The 26,044-nt window shown below is 67.3% G+C and carries 30 protein-coding genes and 1 tRNA gene; 8 read left to right on the plus strand and 23 right to left on the minus strand.

The annotated features are described in order from the left end of the window. Positions 1-13 precede the first annotated feature (13 nt). Genes FHS74_RS23120 through argH form a run of 4 tightly spaced genes read right to left on the minus strand, consistent with a single transcriptional unit; the run spans position 14 to position 5,871 of the window. The gene (locus tag FHS74_RS23120) at positions 14-2,770 is read right to left on the minus strand and encodes a TIGR02302 family protein (protein ID WP_184805937.1); all 2,757 of its coding nucleotides are present in this window, start codon (positions 2,768-2,770) and stop codon (positions 14-16) included. 59 nt (positions 2,771-2,829) lie between these two features. Then, positions 2,830-4,092, minus strand: coding sequence for a diaminopimelate decarboxylase (gene lysA / locus FHS74_RS23125; RefSeq protein ID WP_184805940.1), 1,263 nt, complete (start codon positions 4,090-4,092; stop codon positions 2,830-2,832). A gap of 46 nt (positions 4,093-4,138) precedes the next feature. Beyond that, positions 4,139-4,477 (minus strand): hypothetical protein, encoded by a 339-nt coding sequence (locus FHS74_RS23130; RefSeq protein ID WP_184805943.1) that lies wholly within the window; start codon positions 4,475-4,477, stop codon positions 4,139-4,141. Further along, positions 4,474-5,871: an argininosuccinate lyase gene (gene argH / locus FHS74_RS23135; protein WP_211106498.1), complete on the minus strand. Its 1,398-nt coding sequence runs from the start codon at positions 5,869-5,871 to the stop codon at positions 4,474-4,476. The genes FHS74_RS23130 and argH overlap by 4 nt, the downstream gene beginning before the upstream one ends. A 131-nt stretch (positions 5,872-6,002) precedes the next feature. Between argH and FHS74_RS23140 the strand changes: the two genes are divergently transcribed. Then, positions 6,003-6,539 (plus strand): TlpA disulfide reductase family protein, encoded by a 537-nt coding sequence (locus FHS74_RS23140; RefSeq protein WP_343067014.1) that lies wholly within the window; start codon positions 6,003-6,005, stop codon positions 6,537-6,539. A gap of 57 nt (positions 6,540-6,596) precedes the next feature. On the opposite strand, the gene FHS74_RS23145 is transcribed toward FHS74_RS23140, so the two are convergent. From FHS74_RS23145 to FHS74_RS23170, 6 genes are all read right to left on the minus strand, one after another. Then, positions 6,597-7,469, minus strand: a complete 873-nt coding sequence (locus tag FHS74_RS23145) for a 3-hydroxybutyryl-CoA dehydrogenase (RefSeq protein ID WP_184805950.1) — start codon at positions 7,467-7,469, stop codon at positions 6,597-6,599. Positions 7,470-7,561: 92 nt separating this feature from the next. Beyond that, positions 7,562-8,524, minus strand: coding sequence for an electron transfer flavoprotein subunit alpha/FixB family protein (locus FHS74_RS23150; protein ID WP_184805952.1), 963 nt, complete (start codon positions 8,522-8,524; stop codon positions 7,562-7,564). Positions 8,525-8,526: 2 nt separating this feature from the next. After that, on the minus strand, positions 8,527-9,276 hold the full coding sequence (locus FHS74_RS23155) for an electron transfer flavoprotein subunit beta/FixA family protein (protein ID WP_184805954.1): 750 nt from the start codon (positions 9,274-9,276) through the stop codon (positions 8,527-8,529). 227 nt (positions 9,277-9,503) lie between these two features. Continuing rightward, positions 9,504-10,070 (minus strand): cob(I)yrinic acid a,c-diamide adenosyltransferase, encoded by a 567-nt coding sequence (locus FHS74_RS23160; protein ID WP_184805956.1) that lies wholly within the window; start codon positions 10,068-10,070, stop codon positions 9,504-9,506. A 13-nt stretch (positions 10,071-10,083) separates the two neighbouring features. Continuing rightward, a complete protein-coding gene (locus tag FHS74_RS23165) occupies positions 10,084-10,287 on the minus strand; it encodes a twin transmembrane helix small protein (RefSeq protein WP_184805958.1) in 204 nt (67 codons plus the stop codon). A 65-nt stretch (positions 10,288-10,352) separates the two neighbouring features. Next, on the minus strand, positions 10,353-11,723 hold the full coding sequence (locus tag FHS74_RS23170) for a globin-coupled sensor protein (protein ID WP_211106499.1): 1,371 nt from the start codon (positions 11,721-11,723) through the stop codon (positions 10,353-10,355). 204 nt (positions 11,724-11,927) lie between these two features. On the opposite strand from FHS74_RS23170, the gene FHS74_RS23175 reads away from it, so the two are divergent. Then, positions 11,928-12,791 carry a DUF4743 domain-containing protein gene (locus tag FHS74_RS23175; protein ID WP_184805959.1) on the plus strand — a complete coding sequence of 288 codons (864 nt, stop codon included), beginning with the start codon at positions 11,928-11,930 and terminating at the stop codon, positions 12,789-12,791. A 20-nt stretch (positions 12,792-12,811) separates the two neighbouring features. Here FHS74_RS23175 and FHS74_RS23180 read toward each other — a convergent pair whose 3' ends face one another. Both FHS74_RS23180 and gluQRS read right to left on the minus strand, forming a co-directional pair. Continuing rightward, on the minus strand, positions 12,812-13,291 hold the full coding sequence (locus FHS74_RS23180) for a hypothetical protein (RefSeq protein WP_184805961.1): 480 nt from the start codon (positions 13,289-13,291) through the stop codon (positions 12,812-12,814). Between the two features lie 110 nt (positions 13,292-13,401). Further along, positions 13,402-14,250 (minus strand): tRNA glutamyl-Q(34) synthetase GluQRS, encoded by an 849-nt coding sequence (gene gluQRS, locus FHS74_RS23185; protein WP_184805963.1) that lies wholly within the window; start codon positions 14,248-14,250, stop codon positions 13,402-13,404. Between the two features lie 284 nt (positions 14,251-14,534). Between gluQRS and FHS74_RS23190 the strand changes: the two genes are divergently transcribed. Continuing rightward, positions 14,535-15,104 carry an HNH endonuclease gene (locus FHS74_RS23190; RefSeq protein WP_425491368.1) on the plus strand — a complete coding sequence of 190 codons (570 nt, stop codon included), beginning with the start codon at positions 14,535-14,537 and terminating at the stop codon, positions 15,102-15,104. Positions 15,105-15,211: 107 nt separating this feature from the next. Here FHS74_RS23190 and FHS74_RS23195 read toward each other — a convergent pair whose 3' ends face one another. The 3 genes from FHS74_RS23195 to FHS74_RS23205 are packed head-to-tail and all read right to left on the minus strand — an operon-like array spanning position 15,212 to position 16,956. After that, the gene (locus FHS74_RS23195) at positions 15,212-15,808 is read right to left on the minus strand and encodes a demethoxyubiquinone hydroxylase family protein (RefSeq protein WP_184805967.1); all 597 of its coding nucleotides are present in this window, start codon (positions 15,806-15,808) and stop codon (positions 15,212-15,214) included. A 10-nt stretch (positions 15,809-15,818) separates the two neighbouring features. Next, a complete protein-coding gene (locus FHS74_RS23200; RefSeq protein ID WP_184805968.1) occupies positions 15,819-16,334 on the minus strand; it encodes a disulfide bond formation protein B in 516 nt (171 codons plus the stop codon). 34 nt (positions 16,335-16,368) lie between these two features. Further along, complete coding sequence (locus tag FHS74_RS23205; protein ID WP_184805970.1) at positions 16,369-16,956, minus strand: YqaA family protein; 588 nt, start codon at positions 16,954-16,956, stop codon at positions 16,369-16,371. 192 nt (positions 16,957-17,148) lie between these two features. On the opposite strand from FHS74_RS23205, the gene FHS74_RS23210 reads away from it, so the two are divergent. Continuing rightward, positions 17,149-17,234, plus strand: a tRNA-Leu gene (locus tag FHS74_RS23210). Positions 17,235-17,491: 257 nt separating this feature from the next. Here FHS74_RS23210 and FHS74_RS23215 read toward each other — a convergent pair. Together FHS74_RS23215 and FHS74_RS23220 are read right to left on the minus strand one after the other, a co-directional pair. Continuing rightward, on the minus strand, positions 17,492-17,830 hold the full coding sequence (locus FHS74_RS23215; protein ID WP_184805973.1) for a S24 family peptidase: 339 nt from the start codon (positions 17,828-17,830) through the stop codon (positions 17,492-17,494). A gap of 5 nt (positions 17,831-17,835) precedes the next feature. Continuing rightward, positions 17,836-18,066, minus strand: a complete 231-nt coding sequence (locus FHS74_RS23220) for a hypothetical protein (protein ID WP_184805975.1) — start codon at positions 18,064-18,066, stop codon at positions 17,836-17,838. 159 nt (positions 18,067-18,225) lie between these two features. Here FHS74_RS23220 and FHS74_RS23225 point away from each other — a divergent pair, with 159 nt between their 5' ends. The 4 genes from FHS74_RS23225 (at position 18,226) to FHS74_RS23240 (ending at position 20,069) form a co-directional block, all read left to right on the plus strand. Continuing rightward, on the plus strand, positions 18,226-18,432 hold the full coding sequence (locus FHS74_RS23225; protein ID WP_211106500.1) for a helix-turn-helix domain-containing protein: 207 nt from the start codon (positions 18,226-18,228) through the stop codon (positions 18,430-18,432). A gap of 2 nt (positions 18,433-18,434) precedes the next feature. Further along, positions 18,435-18,656, plus strand: coding sequence for a hypothetical protein (locus tag FHS74_RS23230; protein WP_184805977.1), 222 nt, complete (start codon positions 18,435-18,437; stop codon positions 18,654-18,656). A gap of 171 nt (positions 18,657-18,827) precedes the next feature. Further along, the gene (locus FHS74_RS23235; RefSeq protein ID WP_184805980.1) at positions 18,828-19,202 is read left to right on the plus strand and encodes an outer membrane protein assembly factor BamE domain-containing protein; all 375 of its coding nucleotides are present in this window, start codon (positions 18,828-18,830) and stop codon (positions 19,200-19,202) included. Positions 19,203-19,319: 117 nt separating this feature from the next. Continuing rightward, entirely contained in the window at positions 19,320-20,069 is a 750-nt protein-coding gene (locus FHS74_RS23240) for a DUF4145 domain-containing protein (RefSeq protein WP_184805983.1), read from the plus strand. A 161-nt stretch (positions 20,070-20,230) separates the two neighbouring features. Here FHS74_RS23240 and FHS74_RS23245 read toward each other — a convergent pair whose 3' ends face one another. The 6 genes from FHS74_RS23245 to FHS74_RS23270 all read right to left on the minus strand — a co-directional run bounded on the left by FHS74_RS23245 (position 20,231) and on the right by FHS74_RS23270 (position 26,036). Next, positions 20,231-23,248, minus strand: coding sequence for a coiled-coil domain-containing protein (locus FHS74_RS23245; protein ID WP_184805986.1), 3,018 nt, complete (start codon positions 23,246-23,248; stop codon positions 20,231-20,233). A gap of 2 nt (positions 23,249-23,250) precedes the next feature. Then, entirely contained in the window at positions 23,251-23,937 is a 687-nt protein-coding gene (locus FHS74_RS23250; protein WP_184805990.1) for a hypothetical protein, read from the minus strand. Further along, entirely contained in the window at positions 23,924-24,700 is a 777-nt protein-coding gene (locus FHS74_RS23255; RefSeq protein ID WP_184805993.1) for a terminase large subunit domain-containing protein, read from the minus strand. Before FHS74_RS23255 ends, FHS74_RS23250 begins: the two co-directional genes overlap by 14 nt. Further along, positions 24,690-25,277: a hypothetical protein gene (locus tag FHS74_RS23260; RefSeq protein WP_184805997.1), complete on the minus strand. Its 588-nt coding sequence runs from the start codon at positions 25,275-25,277 to the stop codon at positions 24,690-24,692. Before FHS74_RS23260 ends, FHS74_RS23255 begins: the two co-directional genes overlap by 11 nt. A gap of 124 nt (positions 25,278-25,401) precedes the next feature. Then, entirely contained in the window at positions 25,402-25,734 is a 333-nt protein-coding gene (locus FHS74_RS23265; protein ID WP_184806000.1) for a hypothetical protein, read from the minus strand. Beyond that, complete coding sequence (locus tag FHS74_RS23270) at positions 25,731-26,036, minus strand: hypothetical protein (RefSeq protein WP_184806003.1); 306 nt, start codon at positions 26,034-26,036, stop codon at positions 25,731-25,733. The genes FHS74_RS23265 and FHS74_RS23270 overlap by 4 nt, the downstream gene beginning before the upstream one ends. Between the last annotated feature and the right edge of the window lie 8 nt (positions 26,037-26,044).

A 26,044-nucleotide genomic window follows, 5' to 3' on the forward strand; every position in this document is an offset into this window, starting at 1 on the left:
GCTGGCGTGACCGCTAAAACCGCTTCAGCAGCCGGTCGATATAGTCCAGCTCTTCCTTGGGGCGGCCGGCCTCGCTGGCGCGGCGGCGCAGCTCCTCCAGGATTTCGCGGGCGCGTTGCAGATCGCCGTGCTCGGGGATCTTGACGCTGTCGGTGCTGGTGGCGCCCTGGCCGGTCATCTGGCGGCCCAACGGGTCGGTGTTCTGGCCCCGGCCGTTGGCGGCGCGCGGCGCCACACGGGTGCCACGGCCCATCTGGCGGGCCATCTGCTGCGCCATGCCCTTGAGCCCGTCCTGCAAGGCCTCCAGCGCGCGGCCTTGGGATTCCACCGCGTCCTCGGGCGATCCCTCCGACAGGGCGCGGCCGGCCTGGCCCATGGCACGCTCCGCCTTGTCCAGGGGGGAGGGGGCCTGGCCGTCGCCGTCGCCCCCGCCATTGCCGTTTTCCTGGCCGCCCGGCTGCTCCTGGCCCTGCTGGCCGTCTGACTGCTGGTCTTCGGACTGGGGGCCCGGCTGTTCCCCTTGCTGTTGCATCAGTGCCTGCAGCTCGCGGCGCAGGGCCTCCTGCTGCTTGGCCAGGTCGCGGGCGGTGGCTTCCGCGCCGGGTTCGCGCGGGGGCTGGCGCGGGGCGGCCCCCTGGCGGTTGGGGGCGGAGCGCGGGGCGTCGCCCCGGGTGTCGGGCGGCTGCGGCCGGCTGTCCTCAGCCTCGCCCCGGTCGCCCTGGCGGAAGGTCTGGTCCATCAGGTCGCGCTGGCGCTTGGTCAGGTCCTGCAGCTTTTCCAGGGTTTGCAGGGCCTGCCGCATCCGCTCCTGCTCGGCGGCGGAGGGTGGCTTTTGCGGGCCCGTCTGCACGCTTTCCATCAGGTCCTGCATCTGGTCCAGCATCTTGCGCGCGGCGTCGCGGGCGCCGGTCTGGGCCATCTGCTCCAGCTGTTCCATCATCTGGCCCATGTCGACGGACTGGGCGTTCTGGTCGTCGGGCGGCTGGGCGCCATTCTGGCCTTGCTGGGCGTCGCTTTTTTCCGCCAGGGCCTGCATGTATCGGTTCAGCGCCGTCTTCAGCGCGTCCAGATCGCGCCGGATTTCCGCCTCCGACGCGTTGCGGTCCAGCGCGTCGCTCAGGCGCTGGCGGGCGTCGCGCAGCTCGCTCTCCGCCGACGCCAGGCTGCCGTCCTCGATCTTCAGCGCGGTGTCCCACAGCAGGTCCGCCACGTCGGTCAGCGACCGCGCGTCCTGGTTCAGGCCCAGATGGCGGGCGGCGGCGTACAGCGCCATGAAGACGGTGGGGTCGCCGCCGTAGCCGTCCAGTTCGCCCGCCAGGTTCAGCAGGGCGGGCACCGCGGGCTTGCGCGCCTCCTCCCCCTTGTCCAACAGGGCGCGGCGCTGGGCGATGACGGCCTTGGCCGTGGGGTTGTTGAACACCCGCTCCGGCAGCGTCATGGTTTGGCTGTCGCTGCTGGCCGTCTGGCCGGCGGTGTCGGTGGCGGTCAGTTGGATGGTCACGGGCTGGCCGGCCCAGGGGCTGGCTGTCAGGTCGAAATAGCCGCTGGCGTTGGCCACCACCGGCGTACCGGCGCCGGAGTCGTCGCGCGCCGGCCGGGCTGGTACGGGCAGGGTCAGCACCAGGGGCTCCACCGTCGTGCCCTCCGCCCGGGTGGTGGGCGTCACGGTGGCGGTGACGCTGGCGATGCCGTAGTCGTCGGCGGCGGTGTAGTCCAGGCGCAGGGCGTAGCGTTCCGTGGCGCTGGGCTTTTCGCGGAAGGCGATGGCCGGCGGCTCGTCCGCCACCACGCGGATGGCCCAGCTGCCCAGGGTGCGCCCCCGGTCGGTGACGGTGACGCGCTGGCCTTTCGTGACGGCCCGGCTGGCCTGGAAGCCGCCGGTGGCGGCCGGGTCAAGCGGCTGTTCCGCCTCGTCCAACGTCAGTTTCGGCGCCCGGTGGTGGGGGCCCAGGCGGGCGGTGAGGGTGGCGCCCGCCGGGATCGAAACGATGGCATCCGGCCCGCCCCCGGCCGCACCCCCGGGTATCGGCGCCTTGCCCCGGTGGGTCAGGAACTGGGGCGGCAGGCCGGTCGACTCGGGCGGGGTGATCCAGACGTCCAGGTCGGCTTCGGTCCCGGCGGGGGCCGCCTGGAAGCCGGGGTCCAGCGCCTCGATCAGGCGGGGGCGCCAGTCGCCCCAGGCCATGGCGGCGGCCACCGCCAGCGGCAGCACGGCGACATGGCGCAGGGCCCAGGGGTCGCGCGTGGCCAGATCCAGCCGGGGGCCGGCGACGCGCAGTGTGGCGAGGCCGCGCCGGGCGCGGTCCTGCGCCGCCTGCCACAGGGCGGCGGCGGGCCCCGCAGGGTCCACGGGCTGGTCCATCAGCAGGTCGAAGGGACGGTGACGCAGGCCGCTGTCCCGCTCCAGCCGGCGGAAGACGGCATGGCGGTCAGGGGGCCGCAGGCCCGGCAGGCGGCGGAGCAGCAGGCCCACCACGGCCGCCGCATAGACCGCCAGCGCCAGGCCATGGGCCCAGGGCGGCAGATGGGGCAGGGCGCCGGACCAGGCCAGGGCCAGGCCCAGCATCAATATGCCGGGCAGGGGCCACAGCCGCAGGCCCACACGCTCCGCCGCCAGGGCCAGCCAGGCCGCGCGCAAGTGGATACCCCAGGGCTTTAGCGCGGGCGGCACCAGCGGCCGGCGGGCGCGCAGGGGCACGACAACACCCGGGGCGGCGGGGGCGGGTGCCGCCCGCCGTTCCGTGCGGGGTTTGAGTGCCCATGATGCCATGCCGGCGGTGCCCTCTCGCCTAATGGGGGTGGACCGGGATCGGCCCTATGCCCTGCGCCTCAAACGTGGCGCCATTGGGGCGCCACGTCCAGGGCCAGCATTTCCTCGAACGTCTGCCGGCGGCGGATGACCGCCCACTGGCCGTCATCCACCAGCACCTCCGCCACCAGCGGGCGGGAGTTGTAGGTGGACGACATGGCCGCGCCGTACGCGCCGGCGGTCATGAAGGCCACCAGCTCGCCCGCCGCCATTGGCGGCAGGTCGCGCTGGCGGGCGAAGGTGTCGCCGGTCTCGCAGATGGGACCGACCACGTCCATGGGCGCCAGGGGGGCGTCGGCCGCCGCCTCGAACACCGGGCGGATGCCGTGGTAGGCGTCATAGAGGGTGGGGCGCATCAGGTCGTTCATGGCGGCGTCCACGATCAGAAAGCGGCGGTGCAGCCCTTCCTTGACGTAGATGACGCGCGCCAGCAGCACCCCGGCGTCACCCACCAGCGACCGTCCGGGCTCCAACGTCAGGCGGCAGCCCAGGTTGCCCAGGCGCTTGCGTACGATGGCGGCGTAGGCGTCGTGGTCGGGCGCCGTCTCCCCCCGGTAAGGCACGCCCAGCCCGCCGCCCAAATCCAGCCGCTCCACCTTCAGCCCCGCCTCGCGGGTGGCGATCACCAGGTCCGACAGGTGGCCGTAGGCGTCGTCATAGGGGTTGATGTTCAGCAGCTGGGAGCCGATGTGGACGGCATAGCCCTTGGGCGCCAGGCCCGGCAGGCCGCAGGCCTTGGCATAGGCCTGGACGGCGTGGCCCAAATCGATGCCGAACTTGTCCTCCTTGCGGCCCGTGGCGATCTTGCCATGGGTGCCGGCGTCCACGTCCGGATTGATGCGCAGGGCCACGGGCGCCGTGCGGCCCAGCTCCACGGCCACGGCCGACAGGGCCTCCAGCTCCGGCAGGCTTTCCACGTTGATCTGGTGGATGCCGGCCACCAGGGCGGCGGCCAGCTCATCCCGGGTCTTGCCCACGCCGGAGAACACCACCTTTTGCGGCGGGACGCCGGCGGCCAGCGCCCGGCGCATCTCCCCCTCCGACACCACGTCGGCGCCGGCGCCCAGGCGGGCGAACAGGCTGATGATGGACTGGTTGGAATTGGCCTTCAGGGCGAAGCAGACATCCACCGGGTCGCGGGCGAAGGCCTGGGCATAGGCCTGGTAGTTGGCGCGCAGGCGGCTGGCGGCATAGACGTAGACGGGGGTGCCGACGGCCTCGGCCAACCGGTCCAGGGGCACGCCGTCGGCGGTCAGCACGCCGGAAACATAAGAGAAGGCCATCGAAATCCGAACCGTCGCAGAGAGCTGTGGGGAAGCGCCCACCCCGCTATTGCGGGGTGGATGTGGTGGTGGGCGTGGAGGTGGTGCCCCCCATCATGGGGCCGTTGTTGCCGATGACCGGGCTGTCCGGCATGACGCCATAGGGCGTGGCCGGCTGGACGGTGGCCGGCGTCTCGCCCGGCTGGTCGGCGGAACTGGGCTGCGCCACCCGGGCGTTGGGCTGCGGGTCGCGCGACGGGTTGGGGTAGGCGTGCAGGGGATGGTCCTCGCCATCCGGCGTGTCCAGGGTGCGGGCGATCTTGCCGCAGCCCGAAAGCGCCAGGGCGGCGGCGGCCATGCCGGCGATGACGATCAGGCGGCCCTTCACAGGCAGGCGGCCCCTCACAGGAACCGCTCCCGCGCCGCGGCGACGGAGGCGCGCACCCGCTCGGGCGCGGTGCCGCCGAAGCTGGTGCGGCTGGCGACGGACGCTTCCAGGCTGAGCACGGTATAGACCTCCTCGGTGATGCGGGCGTCGACGCCCTTCATGACGTCCAGTGGCACGTCGGACAGGCCGCAGGCCCGTTCCTCGGCCAGGCGGACGATGCGGCCGGTGACATGATGCGCCTCGCGGAAGGGCAGGCCAAGCCGCCGCACCAGCCAATCGGCCAGGTCGGTGGCGGTGGGGAAGCCCGCCTCCACCGCGCGGCGCATGGCGGCCGGGTCGGGCGTCATGTCCTCGATCATGCCGGTGGTGGCGGCCAAACAAAGCGCCAGCGTGTCGTCGGCCTCGAACACCGGCTCCTTGTCTTCCTGCATGTCCTTGGAATAGGCCAGGGGCAGGCCCTTCATCACCACCAGCAGGCCGGACAGCGCGCCGATGACGCGGCCGCACTTGGCGCGCACCAGCTCGGCCGCGTCCGGGTTCTTCTTCTGCGGCATGATGGAACTGCCGCTGGTGAAGGCGTCGGACAGGCGGATGAAGCGGAACTGGGTCGTGCACCACAGCACGATCTCCTCCGCCAGGCGCGACAGGTGCATGGCGCAGATGCTGGCCGTGGCCAGGTAGTCCAGGGCGAAGTCGCGGTCGGACACGGCGTCCAGCGAATTGGCCGTGGGCCGGTCGAAGCCCAGGGCGGCGGCGGTCGCCGCGCGGTCGATGGGGTAGGGCGTGCCGGCCAGGGCGGCGCTGCCCAGCGGGCATTCGTTCAGCCGGGCGATGGCGTCGCGCACCCGGGCGCGGTCGCGGCCCAGCATCTCCACATAGGCCAGCAGATGGTGGCCGAAGGTCACCGGCTGGGCCGTCTGCAGGTGGGTGAAGCCTGGCATGATGGTGTCGACGTTGCGCTCGGCTTGCTCGATCAGGGCCGCCTGCAGCGCCTTCATGTCGCCGTCCAGGCGGGTCAGGGCGCCGCGCACCCACAGCTTGAAGTCCGTCGCCACCTGGTCGTTGCGCGAGCGGGCGGTGTGCAGGCGGCCGGCTGGTTCGCCGATCAGCTCCTTCAGGCGGGACTCCACGTTCATGTGGATGTCCTCATGCTCGGTCTTGAAGACGAAGCGCCCGTCGCGGATCTCCTCGGCCACCTGGTCCAGGCCCTTCAGGATGGCGTCGGCGTCGGCCTGGCCGATGATGCCCTGGGCGGCCAGCATGGCGGCATGCGCTTTGGACCCGGCGATGTCCTCCGCCCACAGCTTCTTGTCGAAGCCGATGGACACGTTGATGCGCTCCATGATCTCCGACGGGCCACGGCTGAAACGGCCGCCCCACAGTTCGTTGACTGCGGCATTCTGCTCAGGCATGGCGTTTTCGGGGGGGACGGCGGTTGACGTCATCGGGGATCGGGGACCAATTGTAGCGGGGCCGAAACGGGCCCGGTGGAACGAGGGTGATGGCAAGAATGGCGATTTTGCGGTTTCTCGCAAGGATTGGCGTGGTCGCGTCGGTCGTTTTCTGCGCTGGTGCGGCATGCGCCGCCGATAACGTGGCGGCCGGCGCCGCCCCGGTGCTGAAGGGCGGCATCACCCCCTTCACCGAAACCCCGGGTCATCCCGCCGTGCCCGACCTGGCGCTGACCCGGCCCGACGGCAGCGGCATCCACCTGTCTGACCTCAAGGGCCATATGGTGTTGCTGAACCTGTGGGCCACCTGGTGCGCGCCGTGCGTCCAGGAACTGCCGTCGCTGGACAAGCTGCAAGGCGCCCTGGGTGACAAGAGCTTCGAGGTCGTGGCGCTGTCGCTGGACCGGGGCGGCGCCCGTGTGGTCACACCCTTCGTCCAGTCCCACGACATCACCCATTTGGCGACCTGGCTGGATCCGAAGAGCACCGTCATGTCCATCCTGAAGCCGCGCGGCCTGCCCACCACCCTGCTGATCGATGCCGAGGGCCATGAGATCGGCCGCCTGGAAGGCGATGCCGACTGGGCGTCGCCGGACGCGCAGGCCTTGATCAAGCATTACAAGAAATGAAAAAAGCCCGGCGCCTGGGGTGATCCGGCGCCGGGCCCTGGTCATCGGGTGAGGCGGTTACCGCGTCGGCCGCGGCACGTCGCCGGAATAGTCGTAGAAGCCGCGGCCGACCTTGCGGCCCAGCCAACCGGCCTCGACATATTTCACCAGCAGGGGGCAGGGCCGGTACTTGCTGTCGGCCAGACCCTCGTACAGCACCTGCATGACCGACAGGCAGGTGTCCAGGCCGATGAAGTCCGCCAGTTCCAGCGGCCCCATGGGGTGGTTGGCGCCCAGCTTCATGGCGGTGTCGATGGCCTCGACCGAGCCCACGCCCTCATACAGGGTGTAGACCGCCTCGTTGATCATGGGTTGCAGCACGCGGTTGACGATGAAGGCCGGGAAGTCCTCCGACACGGCGGGGGTCTTGCCCAGCTTGAAGGTCAGCTCGCGAATGGCCTGATAGGTTTCCTCATCCGTGGCGATGCCGCGGATGATCTCCACCAACTGCATCACCGGCACCGGGTTCATGAAGTGCATGCCGATGAACTTGTGCGGCCGATCGGTGCAGGCCGCCAGCCGGGTGATGGAGATGGAGGAGGTGTTGGTGGCCACCAGGGCTTCGGCCTTCAGGTGCGGCACCAGCGCCTTGAAGATGCCGCGCTTGATCTCCTCGTTCTCGGTCGCGGCCTCGATCACCAGGTCGCAGTCGCTCAGCGTGGCCATGTCCGTGCTGGTGGAGATGCGGGCCAGGGCCTCGTCCTTCTCCTGCTCGGAAATCTTGCCCTTGGAAACCCAGCGCTCCAGGGCCTTCTCGGCCGTCTGCATCGCCCGCGAGAGCGACTCCGGGCTGGTGTCCATCAGCCGGACCGTGTGGCCGGACAGGGATGTCACATGGGCGATGCCCGTTCCCATCTGCCCGGAACCGATGATGCCGATCGTACGTATCATGGTGTCTGTCCTTGCAAGGCCACCCTGGCAGGGGCCCCCCGCACGCCGGAGGGCCCCTTACATGATGTCAATTAGGGTGTTGAACGGGCTTGTCAGCCCGCCTTGCCCAGTTCAGTGGTCAGTTCCGGCACGGCCTTGAACAGGTCGGCCACCAGGCCATAGTCGGCGACCTGGAAGATCGGCGCCTCCTCGTCCTTGTTGATGGCGACGATGACCTTGCTGTCCTTCATGCCGGCCAGATGCTGGATGGCGCCCGAGATGCCGACGGCGATGTACAGTTCCGGCGCCACGATCTTGCCCGTCTGCCCGACCTGATAATCGTTGGGCACGAAACCGGCGTCCACGGCGGCGCGGGATGCCCCCACCGCCGCACCCAGCTTGTCGGCCAGGGCCTCCAGCAGGTGGAAGTTGTCGCCCGACTGCATGCCGCGACCGCCCGAGACGATGACCCGCGCCGACGTCAGCTCCGGCCGTTCGGACTTCGACACCTCATTGCCCACGAAGGTGGACAGGCCGGCATCCGCCGCGCCGGACACAGCCTCGACGCTGGCGCTACCACCCGTGGCCGCGACGGCCTCGAACGCCGTGCCGCGCACCGTCGCCACCTTCACCGGGTCCAGCGACTGCACGGTGGCGATGGCGTTGCCGGCGTAGATGGGCCGGGTGAAGGTGTCGGGGCTTTCCACACCGGTGATGTCGCTGATCTGCGCCACGTCCAGCAAGGCGGCCACGCGCGGCGCCACGTTCTTGCCGAAGGTGGTGGAGGGGGCCAGCACGTGGCTGTAGCCGCCGGACTTGACCAGGCCCACCACCAGCGGGGCCACGTTCTCCGCCAGGCCGTGGGCGAGCTCGGCCGCGTCGGCCACCAGCACCTTGGCGACGCCGGCGATCTTGGCCGTGGCGTCGGCGACACCGGCCACGCCCTGCCCCAGCACCAGCACGTGCACGGCGCCGCCCAGCTTGGCGGCGGCACCCAGGGTGGTCAGCGTCGGCGCCTTCACGCCCTCGCCAGCGGAACCAAAGTGGGGTTCCGCGATAACAAGTATGGTCGTCATGGTCAGATCACCCGCGCTTCGGTCTTCAGCTTGGCCACCAGCTCCTCGACGGAGCCCACCTTGATGCCGCCGGCGCGCTTGGCCGGTTCCACCACCTTCAGCGTCTTCAGCCGCGGCGTCAGGTCCACACCCAGGCCGGCGGCGTCCACCACCTCCAGCGGCTTCTTCTTCGCCTTCATGATGTTGGGCAGCGAGGCGTAGCGCGGCTCGTTCAGGCGCAGGTCGGTGGTCACCACCGCCGGCAGCTTCAACTCCACCGTCTCCAGGCCGCCGTCGATCTCGCGCGTCACGGCGACCGTGCCCTCGGCCGGCACCACCTTGCTGGCGAAGGTGCCCTGGGCCCAGCCCAAGAGGGCCGCCAGCATCTGGCCGGTCTGGTTGGCGTCGTCGTCGATCGCCTGCTTGCCCAGGATGACCAGGCCCGGCTGTTCCTTCTCCGCCAGCGCCTTCAGCGCCTTGGCGACACCCAGCGACTGCGTCTCCGCGTCATTCTGTACCAGGATGGCGCGATCGGCACCCATGGCCAGCGCCGTGCGCAGCGTCTCTTGCGCCTGAGTCGGCCCCACGCTCACCACCACGATCTCGGTCGCCTTGCCCGCCTCTTTCAGGCGCACAGCCTCCTCAACCGCGATCTCGTCGAACGGGTTCATCGACATCTTGACGTTGGCCGTCTCCACACCCGTGCCGTCCGCCTTGACCCGGACCTTCACGTTGTAGTCAACGACCCGCTTGACCGCGACCAGTATCTTCATTCTCAAGCCATCCTTCGGCACTTCTTGGGAAGGGCGCCCGCCCGGTGTGACGCTCCACCCTCGATCTGGCGGGTTCTGGTTATTCTTCCGCGTCCGGTGGATCGAGCCATTCGGACGTGGTCGGCAAAAATAGGATTGTCCCACAAGGCTGTCAACGTCGCCCTGTTGCACTGCAATATGGGGCTAGGCCAAGGCGTTATGCCGGCGCGCCCTTATGTTTCGCGGACTTAGCGGTTGGCACCCGGAACCCACAGGACGTCGCCGGCCCCGCGGTCGTTGACGTGGCGCCCCAGCACGAACAGGAAATCTGAAAGTCGGTTCAGGTACTTGAACGCCGCGGGCGTCACCGGCTCACGTTCCGCCAACGCCGCCACCAGCCGCTCCGCCCGCCGGGTGACGGTGCGGGCCTGATGCAGGAAGGCGGCGGCCGGGGTGCCGCCGGGCAGGATGAAGGACGACAGCGGCGCCAATTCGGCGTTCAACGCGTCGATCTCCTGTTCCAGCCGGGTCACTTGCGCGTCGATGATGCGCAACGGCGGATATTGGGGGTTCTCCTGTTCCGGGGTGCACAGGTCGGCGCCCAGGTCGAACAGGTCGTTTTGGATGCGGGACAAGTAAGCGTCCGCCGCGGTTCCGGCGGTGTGCAGCCGCGCCAGGCCGATGGCGGCGTTGGCTTCGTCCACCGTGCCGTAAGCGTCAACCCTGAGGTCGCTTTTGGGCACGCGGCTGCCGTCGCCCAGCGAGGTCTGCCCCTTGTCGCCGCCCCGGGTGTAGATGCGGGTCAGCGTGACCATGCGATCCCGCCTGTCATGCGTGATGCCCCAGGGCCAGCGCCGTCAAGATGAACAACACCACGGCCAGGATCTGCAGCCGGATGCGCCACCACATCAGGCGGTTGCCCGTCGTGCCGGCGTTGTCCCCGCCCCGCGCCATGGTGAACAGGCCCAGGATCAGGACGCCCAGCACGGCCAGCACGGTGGCGCCCAGGCAAAAGAAGAGAAAGGTGCCCATGGGGCCGCACTATAGCGTGCGGCAGCCCGCTTGCCCATCGGCTTGGGAGGGCTGCCGCGCCGCCGTCAGGCGCTTTCCCGCATGCGGGTGGTGAAGGTCTGCGCCCCGTCCCGCAGACGCTGGGTCTGCAATCCCAGATCGTTGGAGGAACGGTTGAGGCGGTCGGCCGCCGCCCCCGTTTCCCGCGCGGCTTCGGTGACATGACGGATGTTTTCCGAGACGCTGATCGTGCCGCTGGCCGCTTGGGCGATGCTGCGCGCGATTTCGCGGGTGGCGGCGCTCTGTTCCTCCACCGCGCTGGCGATGGAGGTCGCGATCTCATCCATGCCGGCGATGACGCCGCTGATCTGGCTGATGGCGGACACCGCCTCCTCCGACACCTGGCGGATGGCGGCGACCTGGGTGGAAATCTCCTCCGTGGCCTTGGCCGTCTGGGTGGCCAGGGCCTTGACCTCGCCGGCCACGACGGCGAAGCCTTTGCCGGCCTCGCCCGCCCGCGCCGCCTCGATGGTGGCGTTCAGCGCCAACAGGTTGGTCTGGCTGGCGATGGCGTTGATCAGGCCCAGCACGTCGCCGATACGGCCCGTGGCCGCCACCAGGCCGCGCACGGCGTCGTCGGTGCGCCGGGTCTTGTCAAGCGCCTGGGCGGAAATCTTGCTGGACTGCGCCACCTGGGCGCTGATCTCGCTGATGGAGGCCGACAGTTCCTCCGTGGCGCTGGCCACCGACTGGACGTTGCCGGCGGCGCTGCCGGCGGCGGTGTCGGCCCGGGTGCTGTCGGCCAGTGACCGGTCCGCCGCCCGGGTCAGGATGATCGCGTCCTCCCGCACACCACCCACGGCGCTGCCGATGCCGTCGATGACGCCGGCCAGCGTGTCGTTGAACCCTTGCGCCAGGGCGTCCAGTACCCGCCGACGGTCCTTACGGCCCTCCTCGATATAGACGGAGATGGCCAGGTCCATGTCCAGCATGACGGCGCGCAGCAGGGCACGCTGCAGGCCGGCGATGTCCACTCGGGGCTTCAGCCAACCGAAAAGGCCGCGGGGGGCCATCCGCGTCACCATGGCCAGCAGTTCGCCGGTGATGAAGGCATAGCCGCCGATATACCAGCGCGGTTCCAGACCCAGTCGGTTATGGGCGCGGCCGACGCGGATGACGCTGTCCAGGTAGGTGCTGTCGAAGGTGCCGGTGACGATGGCCGCCCAGTGGCGCATCTGCATCTCCTTCACATGGGGCAGATGGTGGGCGCCCCCGAAAAGCTGGAACACCTCGGGATGCTTCTGAAGGTTGGCGTAGAAGCGATCCAGGATGGCGGGCAGTTCCCGTTCCACATGGGGGCGCAGGCTGCGCAGCGCGTCGCGGGTGGCCGGGTCGATGTCCAGGAAAGCCAGGCGCTGCTGGAACTGGCGCATCATATCGTCATCAATACCGGTCATGTTTTCCTCGAGTCCAGGGCGCGCGGCTTGGCGCGTGAGCCGTCGGGGTAAATCTCCCCCTGGTTTAGTAAACGATCCGTGAAGAGGATGTGCCGCAAGCGCCAGGCTACCCCTTTGATACGAGGCAAATGATTTGGTCGAGCACGGATCGTCGCGTTCTTGCCCGCCATTGCGTCCAGGGGCGGGGCGCGTTAAACCAAGGCCATGGCCCATCTCCGACACATCCAGGCGTGCAACTCCCACGACGCGGCGGCCTTCTGGCCCTTCGCCGTCAATGGCCGGCCGGTCGGGTATGTCCGCCCCGCCTTCGCCGACCGGGTGGCGGGGCTTAGTGACGCCTTCCGCCTGGGCCGCGAGGGCGGGGCCCCCCTGCTGGATTTGTTGCCGACGGAGCGCGAGGCCCGTACCCGCGCCGTGGCGGAGGTGGTGTCGGCCCTGGCGGATGAGGGCTTGGTGCCGCCGCTGAGGGGGGAGGATTTCCCCGTGGTGACGCAATGGGGCCAGCCGGAGTTGCTGCGGCTGGACCGGGCGGCGGTGCCGGGCTTCGGCGTGCGCGGCTTCGGCTTGCATGTCAACGGCTACGTGCCGGGGCCGGAGGGCGGCATCGAGATGTGGGTGGGCCGGCGGGCCCGCGACCGGGGCGTGGCGCCGGGCAAGCTGGACAACATGGTGGCCGGCGGCCAGCCGGCCGGGCTGACTCTGACGGAAAACCTGGTGAAGGAAGCGCGGGAGGAGGCGGGGCTGGATCCCGCCTTGGCCCGCCGTGCCCAGCCGGTGGGCGCCATCACCTATGTCTTCGACACCGTGGCCGGCCTGCGTCGCGATACGCTGTTCTGTTACGACCTGGCGCTTAGCCGCGATGTCATCCCGCGCAACACGGACGGCGAGGTCGAGGGTTTTGAGCTATGGCCGTTGCACCGGGTGGCCGACAGCGTGCGCACCACCGACGATTGGAAGTTCAACGTCAATCTGGTGATCATCGACTTCCTGATTCGCCACGGCCGGCTGACTCCGGACGATGAACCCGATTACATGGAGCTGGTGAGGGGCTTGCGGTCGGCGGACTGAGTTCCCCGGAAACCTCCGGCTCAGAACAGCGCGTCGATGGCGTCCTGGTCCAGGGTGGCCTGCTCGGTGGCGCCGTGGACGATGGCGCTGCCCCGGTCCACCAGCTTTTGCAGGCGCTGCCAGTAGTCGGACGCCAGGAAGCCCAACATCTCGGGCGACTCCGATTCCGCCTCCAGCGCCACCACCGCTTCGGCGATGGTCGCCTCCAGCTCCGCCACCACCCGGTCGAAGGGCTCACGGAACTCAGGCGGCACATGGTCGTAGGCGTCGATCGCCAAGGAGGCGAAGCCCAGGCCACTGCCCTCGAAATGCTGCTTGTAGGTCTTGGGCTGCCAGGCGCGGATGTCGTCCAGCATCTCCGGCATGTCCCCCAACATGGACAACAGCATAATCACTTCGTTGAAGTGATTGAAGTAGTCCGTCGACAGCAGGGTGTTGCTGTCTATCGTCGTGTCTTTGACGAGGTCGCGGTACTGGGCAAGGGTATCAGCATCAGGCATGTGGCGTTATTACCATGGAGCTTTCGATCTGGGGGGCGAAAAATTCGCTAAAAGGCGAACCGTGCCCGCATGGCTAAATGAGCGCGCCCGGCCCCTGTTCAAGGTGGCGGTCAAGGTGGCGCCATGCCCATGCGATGGCAGATTTCAGCCGGTGTGGCACCGCCATCACGCAGGGCCGCCAGGCTGGACGCGCCGTCGCGCTTGGCCAAGCGCTCGCCCCGCTCATTCATCAGCAGGCGATGGTGGTGCCACAGGGGCACGTCCAGGTCCAGCAGGGCCTGCAACAGGCGATGCACATGTGTCGCCTCCATCAAATCCCGGCCGCGCGTCACCAGGGTGACGCCCTGCGCATTGTCGTCCACCGTCACCGCCAGGTGATAGCTGGTGGCCACGTCCCGGCGGGCCAGCACCACGTCGCCCAGGATGCCGGGCCGCGCCATCTGGGGGCCGGCCTCGCGGTCGATCCAGGTTAGCGGTCCCACCTGGCGGGTTCCGGCCGCGACATCCAGCCGCAGGGCGTGGGGCGTGCCGGCCGCCAGCAAGTCCTGACGGCGGCCCGGATCCATCTGGCGGCAGGTGCCGGGATAGAGGGGCCCTTCCGGTCCATGGGGGGCGGCCCCGGCCCGCGCGATCTCTTCCTGGATGTCCTTGCGGGAGCAGAAGCAGGGGTAGAGCACGCCCCGGTCCGCCAGCCCGTCCAGGGCGGCGCGGTAATCGGCCATGTGCGCCGACTGGCGCCGCACCGGCTCCGGCCAGCGCAGACCCAGCCAGCGCAGATCGCGGGTGAAGGCGGCCTCGAACTCTGGCCGGCAGCGGTTGGGGTCGATGTCCTCGAAGCGCAGCAAGAAGGTTCCGCCGGATGCCTGGGCGGCATGCCAGCCGAACAGGGCGGAATAGGCATGGCCCAAATGGGGCAGGCCGGTCGGGCTGGGGGCGAAGCGGGTGACGGGATGGTCCATGCCCCTTGATTACCACCCCGCCCGACCCCTTGCCCACCTTTGGCGCCCACCCCCGGGGCCCAGCCCACCCCGAGTCGCCCGGAAAAGAGGGCGTTTCCGCGCCTATAACAGGGGGTGGGCCGCTGGGGTACCCCCACATCTTGTGGGGGATGCTGTGACGTTATCGTGAAATCGCGAGGCTCCCCTGCGGCGAGCATTGCCGAGGGGGACTGGAATCGGCTAAGAAGGCTGTGCTTTTCTGGCCGGGGGTGCGGCCCGCGGCCGTCCTCGGGAACGGTGCGGGGGTGGTATTGTCTCCACCACTAGACAGTTGTCCGGCCTTGGTGCTGAACGCCGATTTTCGGCCGCTCAGTTACTTCCCTTTGTCTCTCTGGTCCTGGCAAGACACCATCAAGGCGGTCTTCCTGGACAGGGTGAACATCATTTCCGTCTATGACCGTGTTGTCCGGTCGCCCACGGCGGAAATCCGAATACCCAGCGTCATCAGTTTGAAGGAATACATACCGGCGACGCGAAGGCCGGCCTTCACCCGGTTCAATGTCTTCCTGCGCGATCACTTCTGTTGTCAGTATTGCGGTGAGCCTTTCCCCACCCAGGAACTGACCTTCGACCACGTCATCCCACGCTCCCGCGGCGGACGCACCACCTGGGACAACGTCGTCACCTCCTGCTCCGCCTGCAACCTGGCCAAGGGCAACAAGCTGCCGCACAAATGCGGCATGATCCCCCTGAGCCCCCCCTTCCAGCCCACGGTATTCCAGCTTCAGGAAAACGGGCGCGCCTTCCCGCCCAACTTCCTGCACGAAAGCTGGCGCGACTTCCTCTACTGGGATACCGAGCTGGATCCTTTTTAAGTTCCTCAGACGCCGGCAGGCCCATCCGGGCCTTTGGCTTGTCCTCGCTTTCCAGTCCGCCTTCGGCTCCCCGAAAAGCTCCGGCGTTGGGCGGAGGGTTGAGAGGGTCAGATCCGCTCGGCCACCCAGATGACGGCGCGGGTGCCGCTCTTGATCAGGGTGTACAGCACGGGATAGCCCGTGGTCAGTTCGGCCTCGTGGGCGATGCCGATGTCGCGGTGCTCCAGTTCTTCCGCGCGAAACGTCTCGATGGTGGCCTTCAGGTCCGCCTCGCCGAGACCCAGGCGCTCCGCCTGCTGGGCGTAGTGCTCATCGATGGCCTCTTCCACCGCGACGGTGCAGGCCATGGCGGCGCGCTCGCCCATCAGGGCGGTGGCGGCACCCAGGGCGTAGCCCGCCACCTTCCACAAGGGTTGCAAGGCCGTGGGGCGCACCCGGCGCTCCACCATCAGCGTGTTGAAGGTATCCAGGTGGACCTGTTCCTGTTCCTCCATATGGCGGATGGTGGCGCCCACCGGCGACTTGCCCAGCACCGACAACTGGCCGGCATAGATGCGGGCCGCCCCGTACTCGCCCGCCTGGTCGACGCGGATGATGCGGGCGATCTGCGCCTCGGTGCCCAGGTCGCCCGGCAGGGGGCGGCGCGCCAGGCGTTCGGCCGGCTTGGCTTCGGGGCGGGCGGTATCGAGGTCGGTGTCGGTCATCGGGATGCCCTCAGGCGCGCCCGGCGCGGGCGGCGGTCCACGCCACCAGACCCAGCGCCAGCGAGACGGGGAAGTTGAACGCGGCCATGGAGATGCCGTGCCAGGTCCACTGCGCCTCGTCACAGCGCACCAGCGGGGCCGCCATCAGTTGCTCGCGCAGCTGCTCCAGCGTCAGGGTCTTGGACAGGCTGCTGCTGCAGGTGGTGAAGCCCTGCCACCAATGCTGCTCCACCCCGGCGTGGAAGCCGGCGATGGCGGCGCCGGCCAGGAAGGCCACGCCGCCCAGCACCAGCGAGGCGGTGCGGAAGCGCGGATTGGCCAAGCCCGGCAGCAGGGCCACGATGGCGGCGACATAGGCCCAGCGTTGCCACAGGCAGAACTCGCAGGGGTGCAGCCCACCCACATATTGCGACAGCAGCGCCGTGCCCAGCGCACCCACGGAGGCCAGGACCAGCGCCGCCTGGGGCAGGCGGGGGTGGGCCAGCGGGGACCGGTTGGCGCGGCGGCCGGGGGTGTCGGCGGTCATGGTTGCGGTAGGCTCCCGAGGGGTGGGATTGGGGTCAGTGCAGGTGCAGGTACTTCACCAGGACAAAGCCGCTGATGACCAGAGCCAAGGCCACGGTGGTGACCAGCGTCAGCCGCTTTTCCACGAATGTGCGGATGGGCTCGCCGAATTTCCAGAGCAGGGCGGCCACCAGGAAGAAGCGGATGGCGCGCGAGATCAGCGAAGCGCCGGCGAAGGTCGCCAGATCGAACTGGAACGCGCCGCTGGCGATGGTGACCAGCTTGTAGGGGATGGGCGTCATCCCCTTCAGGATGATGATCCAGGCGCCCTTCTCGTCGAAGCCCGTCTTGAACTCCATGTACTTGTCCATCAGGCCGTAGGCCTCGATGACGCGGTGGCCGATGGTGTCCCAGAAATAATAGCCGATGGCGTATCCCAGGAAGCCGCCGATGACCGAGGCCACGGTGCAGACGGTGGCCAGGAAAAACGCCCGGCGCCGGTCCGCCAGGATCAGTGGGATCAGCAGCAGATCGGGCGGGATGGGAAAGACCGAGCTTTCGATGAAGGAAACACCCGCCAGCGCCCATACGGCGTGACGGTGGCCGGCAAGGCGGATGGTCCAGTCATAAAGGCGTTGCAGCAACGGTCATCTCCGACAGCGGGCCCCCCCGAGACAGGTTGGCGGGCCAGGCACCCCCGTCTAACAGGAGTGCCGCACGCCCGCAACCGCGCCCGGCGACGCGCGCGTGTCAATGACGTGACGCGATGCCGCCATGTGACGCTTGACCCCCGGCTTTCTATCGCTATGATCCCCCGCACGCTGAATGCGCCCGGTGCCTCCGTGGCGAAATGGTAGACGCGGCAGACTCAAAATCTGTTGGCCGCAAGGTCGTGTTGGTTCGAGTCCGACCGGGGGCACCAAATTTCCCAATAAAATCAGTAACTTGCGGCGACGCAGTTTTGCCCACGAAAGTGGGGCAAAACTGGTGTCCGCACAGTGTCCGAAAATCGGACCATCTTGAAACAGGGCTGTGTCCGCATCTGTCGTGTCGCTCGGGGGAAAGGCGGCGGTGGCGGCTGGGGAGATAGGCACGCCCCACGGACCCGAAGGCTACCCGGCATATCTTACAGCGCGCCGCCACCGCCAGCGGCCACCCTACATCCGGTGTGCCGCCGTGTCACGGCGCCCTGGACTCCAGTAGCTGGCGATCCAGCAGGTTCAAGGTGCCCGCCACCTTGGCCGCAAGAGCGCCCAGGAACCACTCCTGGTCGACGGTGCGAGTGCTATAGCGCGGGTTATCCCGGCTCAGGACAATGCCTCCTCGATAGTCAGACTGGCACCGGAACAGCTCCAGGGCGCCTGGCAGCACCTCCAGGGCATAGAGGCCGGGGCCACACCATGAGTTGACCGGCACGACGGCCACGAGGTCGCCAGGGCGCAGGGTAGGCTCCATGCTGTCACCCTCCACCGGCATGAAGCGGGGCGTCACGGAAGCGGTCGCGGTAGGTATGATCAATTCGGTCATGCCTTGACGCTCCCGAACGAGAGGGCGCAGCCGCCGGAGATGTCGCCCAGCGATTCTGCCGGATCGTCTTCCTCTCGCGTCTCGATCTCCAGGTCTTCTGTAGGCGCGTCCCGCCGGTCCAGTTCGTCCATCAGCGCGTCGATGGCGGCATGAATGGTCGACCGCGGCATGCGTGCGAGGATCTGGCGCGCGCCGGGCAAAGTTCGGGTATTCTGGGAAACAGCCATTGCTGCCCTCCTATCCAGGGTGGTGATGGTGAGGCCGGGCGGCGTGTTCGTACCATGCCGCCCGGCCGTATCTATTGCCCCGTCATCACAACACTGTTAACATTTCCAGTCAATGGAAATCACAACGAGGTTGTGAATATGGTCCCGGTTCAATGTCGGATGGCGCGTGTTGCGCTCGGCCTGGGGGTTCGCGAATTGGCTGAAGCGGCCAACGTTTCGACGCAGACCATTTCCAGGTTCGAGCGAGGCGAGGAGTTGAAGCCGGCCACCCTCGGTATCATCCGCGCCACCCTAGAAGCTGCTGGCGTGATCTTCATCGCGGAGAACGGCGAAGGGCCGGGCGTGCGGCTGAAGAAGGGGGGGTAACAATGAAGGCGCTTAAGGCCTGGTGGCGTCGAATGTATGGGGTGTCCTACATAGAGAACGACCCAGACTCGCCGGTGATCTTCGTGGGCGTCGAACAAGCCGGCCCTCTCCGTCGCGCTCGCCGTCTTGTTGCAAGCTTCTGGGTGAAGCATTGGCAATGGGTTATCGGGACGGGCATTGCCTTAATTGGTCTTTTTCATTTGGTCGGTGGCGAAAGTAAGTGAGCGGTCCGGACTGCGTCGAGAACTCTGGCGAGCATCTCTTGGCGGAGAACGGGGAAGGGCCTACGTGTCGGGCGGCCGGTGGCACATGGGCCCACCCGAAGCAGAATCCATATAGTTGCAGTAGTTGGGCGCCGTCGTTACCATCGCGGGACTTTGGCGATGGGGGCAACTATGAAGCGTATTGGGATGATTTCCGTGGTGGCGCTGACTTGCCTTACGGCCTGCGCCTCAAGCGGTCACAAGGTCGACCAGGCAAAGGTGGATGCCTTCCAAGCTGGAAAAACTACGCGCGCGGAAGTGGTGGCCGCCATTGGTGAACCTACAGCAATATCCACTTTGCCCGATGGCCGTCATCTCGCGGTCTACAGCTATGCGACGGCCGCCGCTCGGCCGGAGACTTTCATTCCGGTAGTCGGGGCCTTCGTTGGTGGCGCCGACGCGAAGGGCAGCAGCTATACTTTCTGGTTTGATAAAGCGGACATTCTCACGTCCATATCGTCAACCCAGACGAATACCTCTACCGGCTTGGGGGCTGCGGCGAAATAGGGGAAGGCTGTCCGCTTAAGGTCTGCGCATGACATTCAGCCCACCCGCACGCAGGATTGCAACTGGCGGTGGCGCAACATAAGCGATGCCGGGTGGTTTCAAATTTAGGGAAGATCCATGGCAATTCAGAATTGGAAATGCCCATATTGTGGGCACGCGCAAACAGTAACAAATGATAGATATGACGACAGATACTCAATCGTTGACGCTGGCAGCGTAAGTGATGAGTTTTTTGCTATAGGACGCCTTGCAATAATTTGCTCAAACGAGAATTGCAGAAAACTTTATCTGTTTGTAACATTAAATCGTAGAAATTACGGGGGGGATATAACGCCAAAACCACTATTTGTCTGGCAACTTTTGCCAAATGGCGTTGCCAAACCACAGCCTTCTTACATCCCTTCAGCGCTGACGTCCGATTATAACGAGGCTTGTCTTATAGTTGGCAATAGCCCAAAGGCATCTGCGACGTTAGCGCGGCGCTGCATTCAAGGCATAATTCGTGATTTCTTTGGAATATCAAAATCTCGACTTATTGACGAAATAGAAGAACTGAGATGTCGCGTCCGTGACAATAAAATTACGGGAATAACGGAAGAAACGGTTGATGCTATAGATCATGTGCGAAAAATAGGGAACATTGGCGCACATATGGAAAAGGATGTGAATTTAATTATTGACGTTGACGAAGGCGAGGCGACACTACTTATTGAGTTAATTGAAACACTGTTTGAAGATTTATATGTGGCTCGTTATCAACGACAAGAGAGGCTTCGGAAACTTAAGGCAGCTGCCGATAGCAAAGATGCGGCGAAGAAGGCGGCTACCCCAGGCGGGACGACTGGCGGAAGCACGCCATCGCCCTAGCCTCAGCGTTGACGCGGGTCTCTCTGGATTCCGATAGGCGCGCAACGGCGGCGCGCTTGCCGGCAAGGGTCTATGTTGAACATAGACCGTTCGCGAGGATGTCCGATCCCGGAGCGTTCCTGGGGCGTCGCTTAAACCGACACCCCCTCGCCGGTCGGGCCTCACTTCAGCTTGAAGCCGAAGTTCCGCATCTTGTTCACGACCTGCCGGTGGATCTCGTCCACTCCGCCGTTCCTTAGCCACTCCGACGGGCTCTCGCCAGTCTGGACGCTGACGCTGATGTGGTTGTTGGTCGTGTGGCTGGTCGAATTCCGGACGTTGTTGTTGGTGACCGCGCCCATCGCCTGGGCACGCATGCCGCTGTAGTCCGGCAGGCCGAACGCCGGGAAAGGCTGCGCCTTCGGTAGGCTGAAGGTCGGGATCGCAGCAATGGCCGACCGCAGCGGAGTCGCGATGCTGGCCGGCAGGACCATCTCGTCCTTGTGCAACTCGCCCACGACGCCATCGGCTGGGACCTGCCCCCAACCGCCAGCGGCGCTGAAGAAGGGAACAGCGGCCATCATGCCCATGACTGTGGCCTGAGCCTCTGCGGCAGCGGCCGGCGCCATCCCTGGGCCCACAACCGGGATTGCCGAGATTGACGCGAAAGTGGCGGCAGCGGCCACTGGCGCCAATTGAGCGATCTCCCCCAGCGCCGTGGCGTAGCCGGTCGCCGCCCGGGCCACCTGGTCCGCTTCCTCGATGGTCGCCCGCGCCGCGGCGCCTGCGGCAGCGGCCCCGGTCTTCTGCGTCTCGCCCGTTACCCAGGATATGACCTGCGCGGCAATCCTGCCCAGCATTGTGCTGTTCTCGGCGGCATCGGCTGTCATCCGCACGGCCGAACCGGCGCGGGAGGCGGCGGTCTTCAACGCCTCCTTTTCAACCCACTTCGCCCCTTCTTCCGCGAGGCTGCCCATGGTGTGGCTCAGCACCCGGTCGCCCAGGCTCAGCAGGATCTGCGACATGGATTGCTGCTGACGGAGGATGTTCGACACCAGGCTGGAGGCGACGCTGCCAATCTCCGAATTCACCCGCCGGTAGCCGGCCAGGCGCTTGTCGAACTCCGCCAGCTCGTCTTTCGTCTGGTCACGGGAGAGCTTGGCCAAGTCGGCGTTCAACTGCTCCTTCAGCGCGATAATGCGATTTCCGACCGCCTCGAATTCCTTGGGCTGATCCTGCAGGCCGGCCCGCTCGCCGTTCAGGATGAACTCGTTGAGCGCTGCCTCCTTCTGGGCCAGGTCGCGCAACGCGGCGTACTTCTGGGCCGCGGTAATGTTGCCCAGCCGAACCTCCTCGTCGAGCCGGTCCTTCTCCGCCTGGAACTTGATCCGGCTCAGCTCCAGCGACGTGGCGGCATCGTCTTTCGCTATGGCCTGCTGCTGCGCCCGGGCTTCGCCCTGTAGCTGCGCCTTGGCTTGGTTCAACTCCCGCTCGATGGTGAGCCGGGCATCCGCCGTCAGCCGGCCGCTGTTCAGCAGCGCCGTGTCCGCCGCAATCTGGGCTTCCAACTGCTGGGTTCGCGTCTGGGCGCCCAAGGCGGCCTGGCGGGCGAGTTGATCGCGGCTGGCGGTGATGGCGTCGGCGCTGTCTTGTTGCCGGGCCTGCGCCAACGCCTGATCCAGGTCACGCTGTACGGCCTTCCGGTCCTCGACCGTCAGCTTGTCGCTGGCCAGCAGCGCGCGATCCGCGTTGATCTGGGCCTGCAGGCGGACAGCGTGCCCCTGGTCCGTTACGGCAGCCTGGCTGACCAGCTGGTCGCGCGCATTGGTGACCGCGTCACTGCTGTTCTGTTTCCGCAGCGCGGCCTGGGCCTGGTTCAGATGGCTCTGCGCCTCCTGCATCGCCTCGGCGCCCAGCTTGCCGGTAGCCACCATGTCTGACCAAGCCTTGACTTCGGCTGCCAGCAGCTCAGCCCGGCCGCCCTGCCATGCCGTGGCCTGTTCCCGCAGTTCACGCGCCAGGGTGGCCGGCCCGAATTGGTCGCGCTGGTACGCCTCCACGGCGTTCTGGTCCGGCCCCTCGGTGGCCATGGCGCTCTTTAGCTGGTCCTGGGCCCGCGTGTAGTCGGCGCTGGCCGTGACGCCCCAGTCATCCTTGCCGGGCCGCTTGGCCTTGGCGTCAGTCGCCAACGCGCTGTTGGCCTTGTCGATGGCGGCGGCGGCGGCCTCAGCGCGTTCGGCCATCACCTTGAGCAGGACGTTGCGGGCGGCGGTCACATCATGCTGCTGCCGCGCCACGCCCAGCGCCTCCAGGTCGCTCACCGAAAGTCCCTGGAGTCGAAGCCCCAGCTTCTCGACCGCATCGGCGCCGCCCAGCCAGGCTGCCGCCACCTGGTTGGAAAATTTCTCCACCCCACCCAGCGCCGGCGACATGTGCGCGAGCGTGACGGTGTATCGTTCCAACATGCCCTTATCTTCCGCTGACGCGGTCAGCCCCAGGAACGCCCGCCCGAGGGCGCCGGCCTCTTCAGCGGTCAGCTTGTACTTTTCCCTGATCTCGTCGATCCACTTCCCGATCTGCGCCGGCGTATTCTGGGCGCCGTGCCCCAGGGCGGCCATGTCGCCGGACAGGCCCTTGACCTGGCGGTCCAGTTCCGCCACGTGGTCGATCAGCTCGTAAGCGCCGATGCCCAGCGCAGCCATACCCACGGCGGCCCCGGTGGTCGCCCCCGACAAGCCGCCCATTCTTTCGGTCAGCACCAGCATTGAGCCAGGCATGCGGGAGAAGTTGCCGCTCATCATTTCGTGAACCAGCACCAGCAGCTCGCGCTTAGCGCCTACGGTGGCGAGGCTCAGCCCCTCCATCGTCTTCACCGCTTCCTGCGTCGCGCGGCGGGCGCCTTCCGTCGCGGTCTGGTGCTGGCCCAGCCCATCGGCGAGCGTGCGCAACGCGGCGCTGTTGTTCTGGGACGCCGTCGTCTGAAGCAGGACCGCCTGCTCAAGCTCGCGCATACGCTCAGCCAAATTGCTGGTGGATGTGGCCGTCTGGTTCTCGGCGGTTCCAAGGCCGCTCACCCCATTCATCATGCCCGCAATGGCTGCCTGTGCCTGCTGAGCGGCAGCGGCGGCCCGCTGGAGAGCAGCCGTCAACTTGTCGTCCACCGTCAAGGTCGTGAGTACGGTCCAGCTTTGATCAGCCATGGTCAGATTCTCCGAATGAGCGCGTCAGGGCTGAGCCCGGCGGCTATGATTTCTTCGTGCATGAACGCAATCATGGGGGGCACGTTGGTGGCGCCGTGGGCCTTCCAGACGGCGATGGCCAGCGCCATCACCAGGTCGTCGTGGCGCCCGGGCGGGGCATTGAAGGTCACGCGGCCGGACGGAAGCTGTTCCGTCTCGTAGTCCAGCAGCTCCTCCCGGAGCGCGGCGACGTCGGGCAGGTCGGCGTGAACGTGCAGTCGATCCTCCGCCATCAGGGCCTGCAGGCGGGAGATCAGCACCATCTTGGGAACGCGCCAGGTCATGCCGTCGCTGTTCACCGCGTCACCGCCGTGGATCACCACACCGGTGAAGTGCATGCCGGCGCTGCGGAACATGTCTGCGACGGCGACGCCCACGCCCGTCTGGTCGATCACCAGGTCGGCACCGATGAACGGCGTGGTCTTCAGCAGGTTGGCGACGCGCTGCACCACGGCGGGATAGGGCGTGCCCAGCGGGACGCGCTCTGAGAAGCCGACACGGAACAGCGCGGGAACCTCCACAAGCCGGCCGTCGATGGTGACGGACGGGAATTCGTCGCGGCGAACGGCGACGATGGCGGTGGGGTCGTTCTGGCGCCCCAGGTCGACGCCCACGACGTAGCGGCTGGATGTTGGTTCAGAGGAAGACATCGAAGTCCCTCCTCATGGCCCGGTCGACCGTTTCGCCAGAGAAGGCGGCGGACTCCGCGTCGTAGAACTCGCAGTAGAACTCCTGCCGGAACGCCTGGGGCGACATGTCGGTCCGCATGCGTTCGAGGAATTCCGGGGTGATGCGGGGGCACTCGTCGGCCGTGACCCGGAAGCGCGCCCATCGGTCACCACCCCTCTGCCACCAGTGAAAGAACTTGCCCCGCCGGCCCTTCGGGGTGGACAGGGCGATCTGGGTGCCGTTGGTGTTCGCCAGGGCAGGACCGGCGGCCACGAACACGTCGTCGTCGATCTCGCTGGCCTCGTCGTAGACCACCAGGTCGGCGGCGCTATAGCCCCGGATCGTCTTCGCCACACCGGGCAGCGAGACGATTCGGCTTCCGTTGCGCAGCATCACCTCCGTCTGGTTGTCGGTCTCGGACTGGTATGCCGGGTCGATCTTCCGCCAGCAGCCATAGACCTTGTCGAACAGCTCACCAGACTGGCGCTGTGACGGACTGATCAGCAGGACTGTTGCCGGCACGGTGATCCGCGGAGGGTAGAGGGCGACGTGCAGGGCCTTGATGGATGTGCTGGTCGACTTCCCGCCCTGCCGGGTGCTCAGCAACAGGATGTCCTTGGCGTCGCACCGCAGCATGTCGGCCTGCCAGGGGTCGGGCTCAAAGCCACAGTCGCGCGACAGCACCACCGGATCGAGGGCGCGGCTGAAATCCCAGGACAGGTCAGTATAGGGGTCACGCGGCATGGGAAGCGCTCCCCTCGATCATGGGAGGCGCGGCGTTCTCGATATCGCGGATCGCCGCCGCGACGGCCGCCGCCGCCTCGGGGAAGGGCCGCAAGGCCCGCGTGAGGGCGGCCCGCAGCCGAGCGTATTCGGGGGTCATCACCAGGCTGATGGCGGTGATGGTGGCGCTGGAATGCTTGTGCAGCAGGCCCAGGTATTCGGCGACGAGCTGTTCGTTGCGGTGGATCTGCGCTGACAGGGCCGCGACGTTGCCCAACTGCGTGGAAGTGATGGCCACATCTTGGGCCGTCAGCAGCTTCAGGCGCTGATCCCGCAGGCGGAGCAGGATACCCTCGGACTCCTCCCGCTTGATGGCCTCCAGGTCGGCGCCCGGCTTCAGCTTCTCCGCCAGCACGGCGGCCTTGCGCTCCGGCGGGAGCTTCTTGTTGTGGCGGCATACCGCGTCCTTGGACACATCGTAGCGCGCGGCGATGGTGGTGTACGGGACGCCGCGCACCAGGGCCGCCTCGATCTCCGTCCGCTGGGGATGGCGGTCGATGGTCGAATTCCCGGCCCTGGTGCGCTTCGTCTTCGTCATCACGGTCTTTCCTGATGTTCACGGGCTGCGGGCTTGAGGAGCGAGGGCCCCGCCGGTTGTCGCTGTTCTTGACGGACACCTGCGACTGGTCCGGTCCCGGCGACCACCCGCCGGGGCGATGGGGTCAGACGGGGGTGCCGGTGACGTCCACCCAAGCCTTGAGGGCGGGGTGCCAGTACACGGTGATACCCAGGTCGGTATCGATGTAGCGGTCGCCGGGATGCGGGGCGTCCATGACGGTCCCGGCGTAAAGGAAGGCGACCGGGCGGTTGGCGGTGGGGCCCACACGGCCGATCCGCACCCACCCGTTGGCCTCGGCCGTGCCGGCGTCGCTGTTGTCCATGTCGACGTAGGGCGCGCCGGCGGCGCTGATCCGGGTGCCGCCACGGCCTGGGAAGCTGGCCAGCGGTGCCGGCGGCATCAGGCGCACTTGGTGGACGGGGGTCGTGTTGCTCACCGTTTGGCCTCCAGCTTGCGAATGCAGGCCGTCGCACGGCGTAGGGCGGCGGTCAGTTCCCGGCACTTGGCCAAAGCGTCGTCGCGCTCCCGGGTCATCTCGGAGAGGTCATTCCCGCTGGTCTGGCTGTCGCTGGATGCGGTCTGGCCCTTCGCCAGCCTCTCGGGGCCAGTGGCGCCCACAGGCACACCCTGGCCCTTCCCCAGCGCCGTTGCGGTTGGGTAGTTGGTGCCGACGCGGCATGCCTTGGTGATGGCCTCCAGGGCGGCGGCGGGGTTATGGCGGGGGTCAACTTCGTACATGGCGGGCC

The sequence above is a fragment of the Nitrospirillum iridis genome (assembly GCF_014205765.1).
Lineage (GTDB): Bacteria > Pseudomonadota > Alphaproteobacteria > Azospirillales > Azospirillaceae > Nitrospirillum > Nitrospirillum iridis.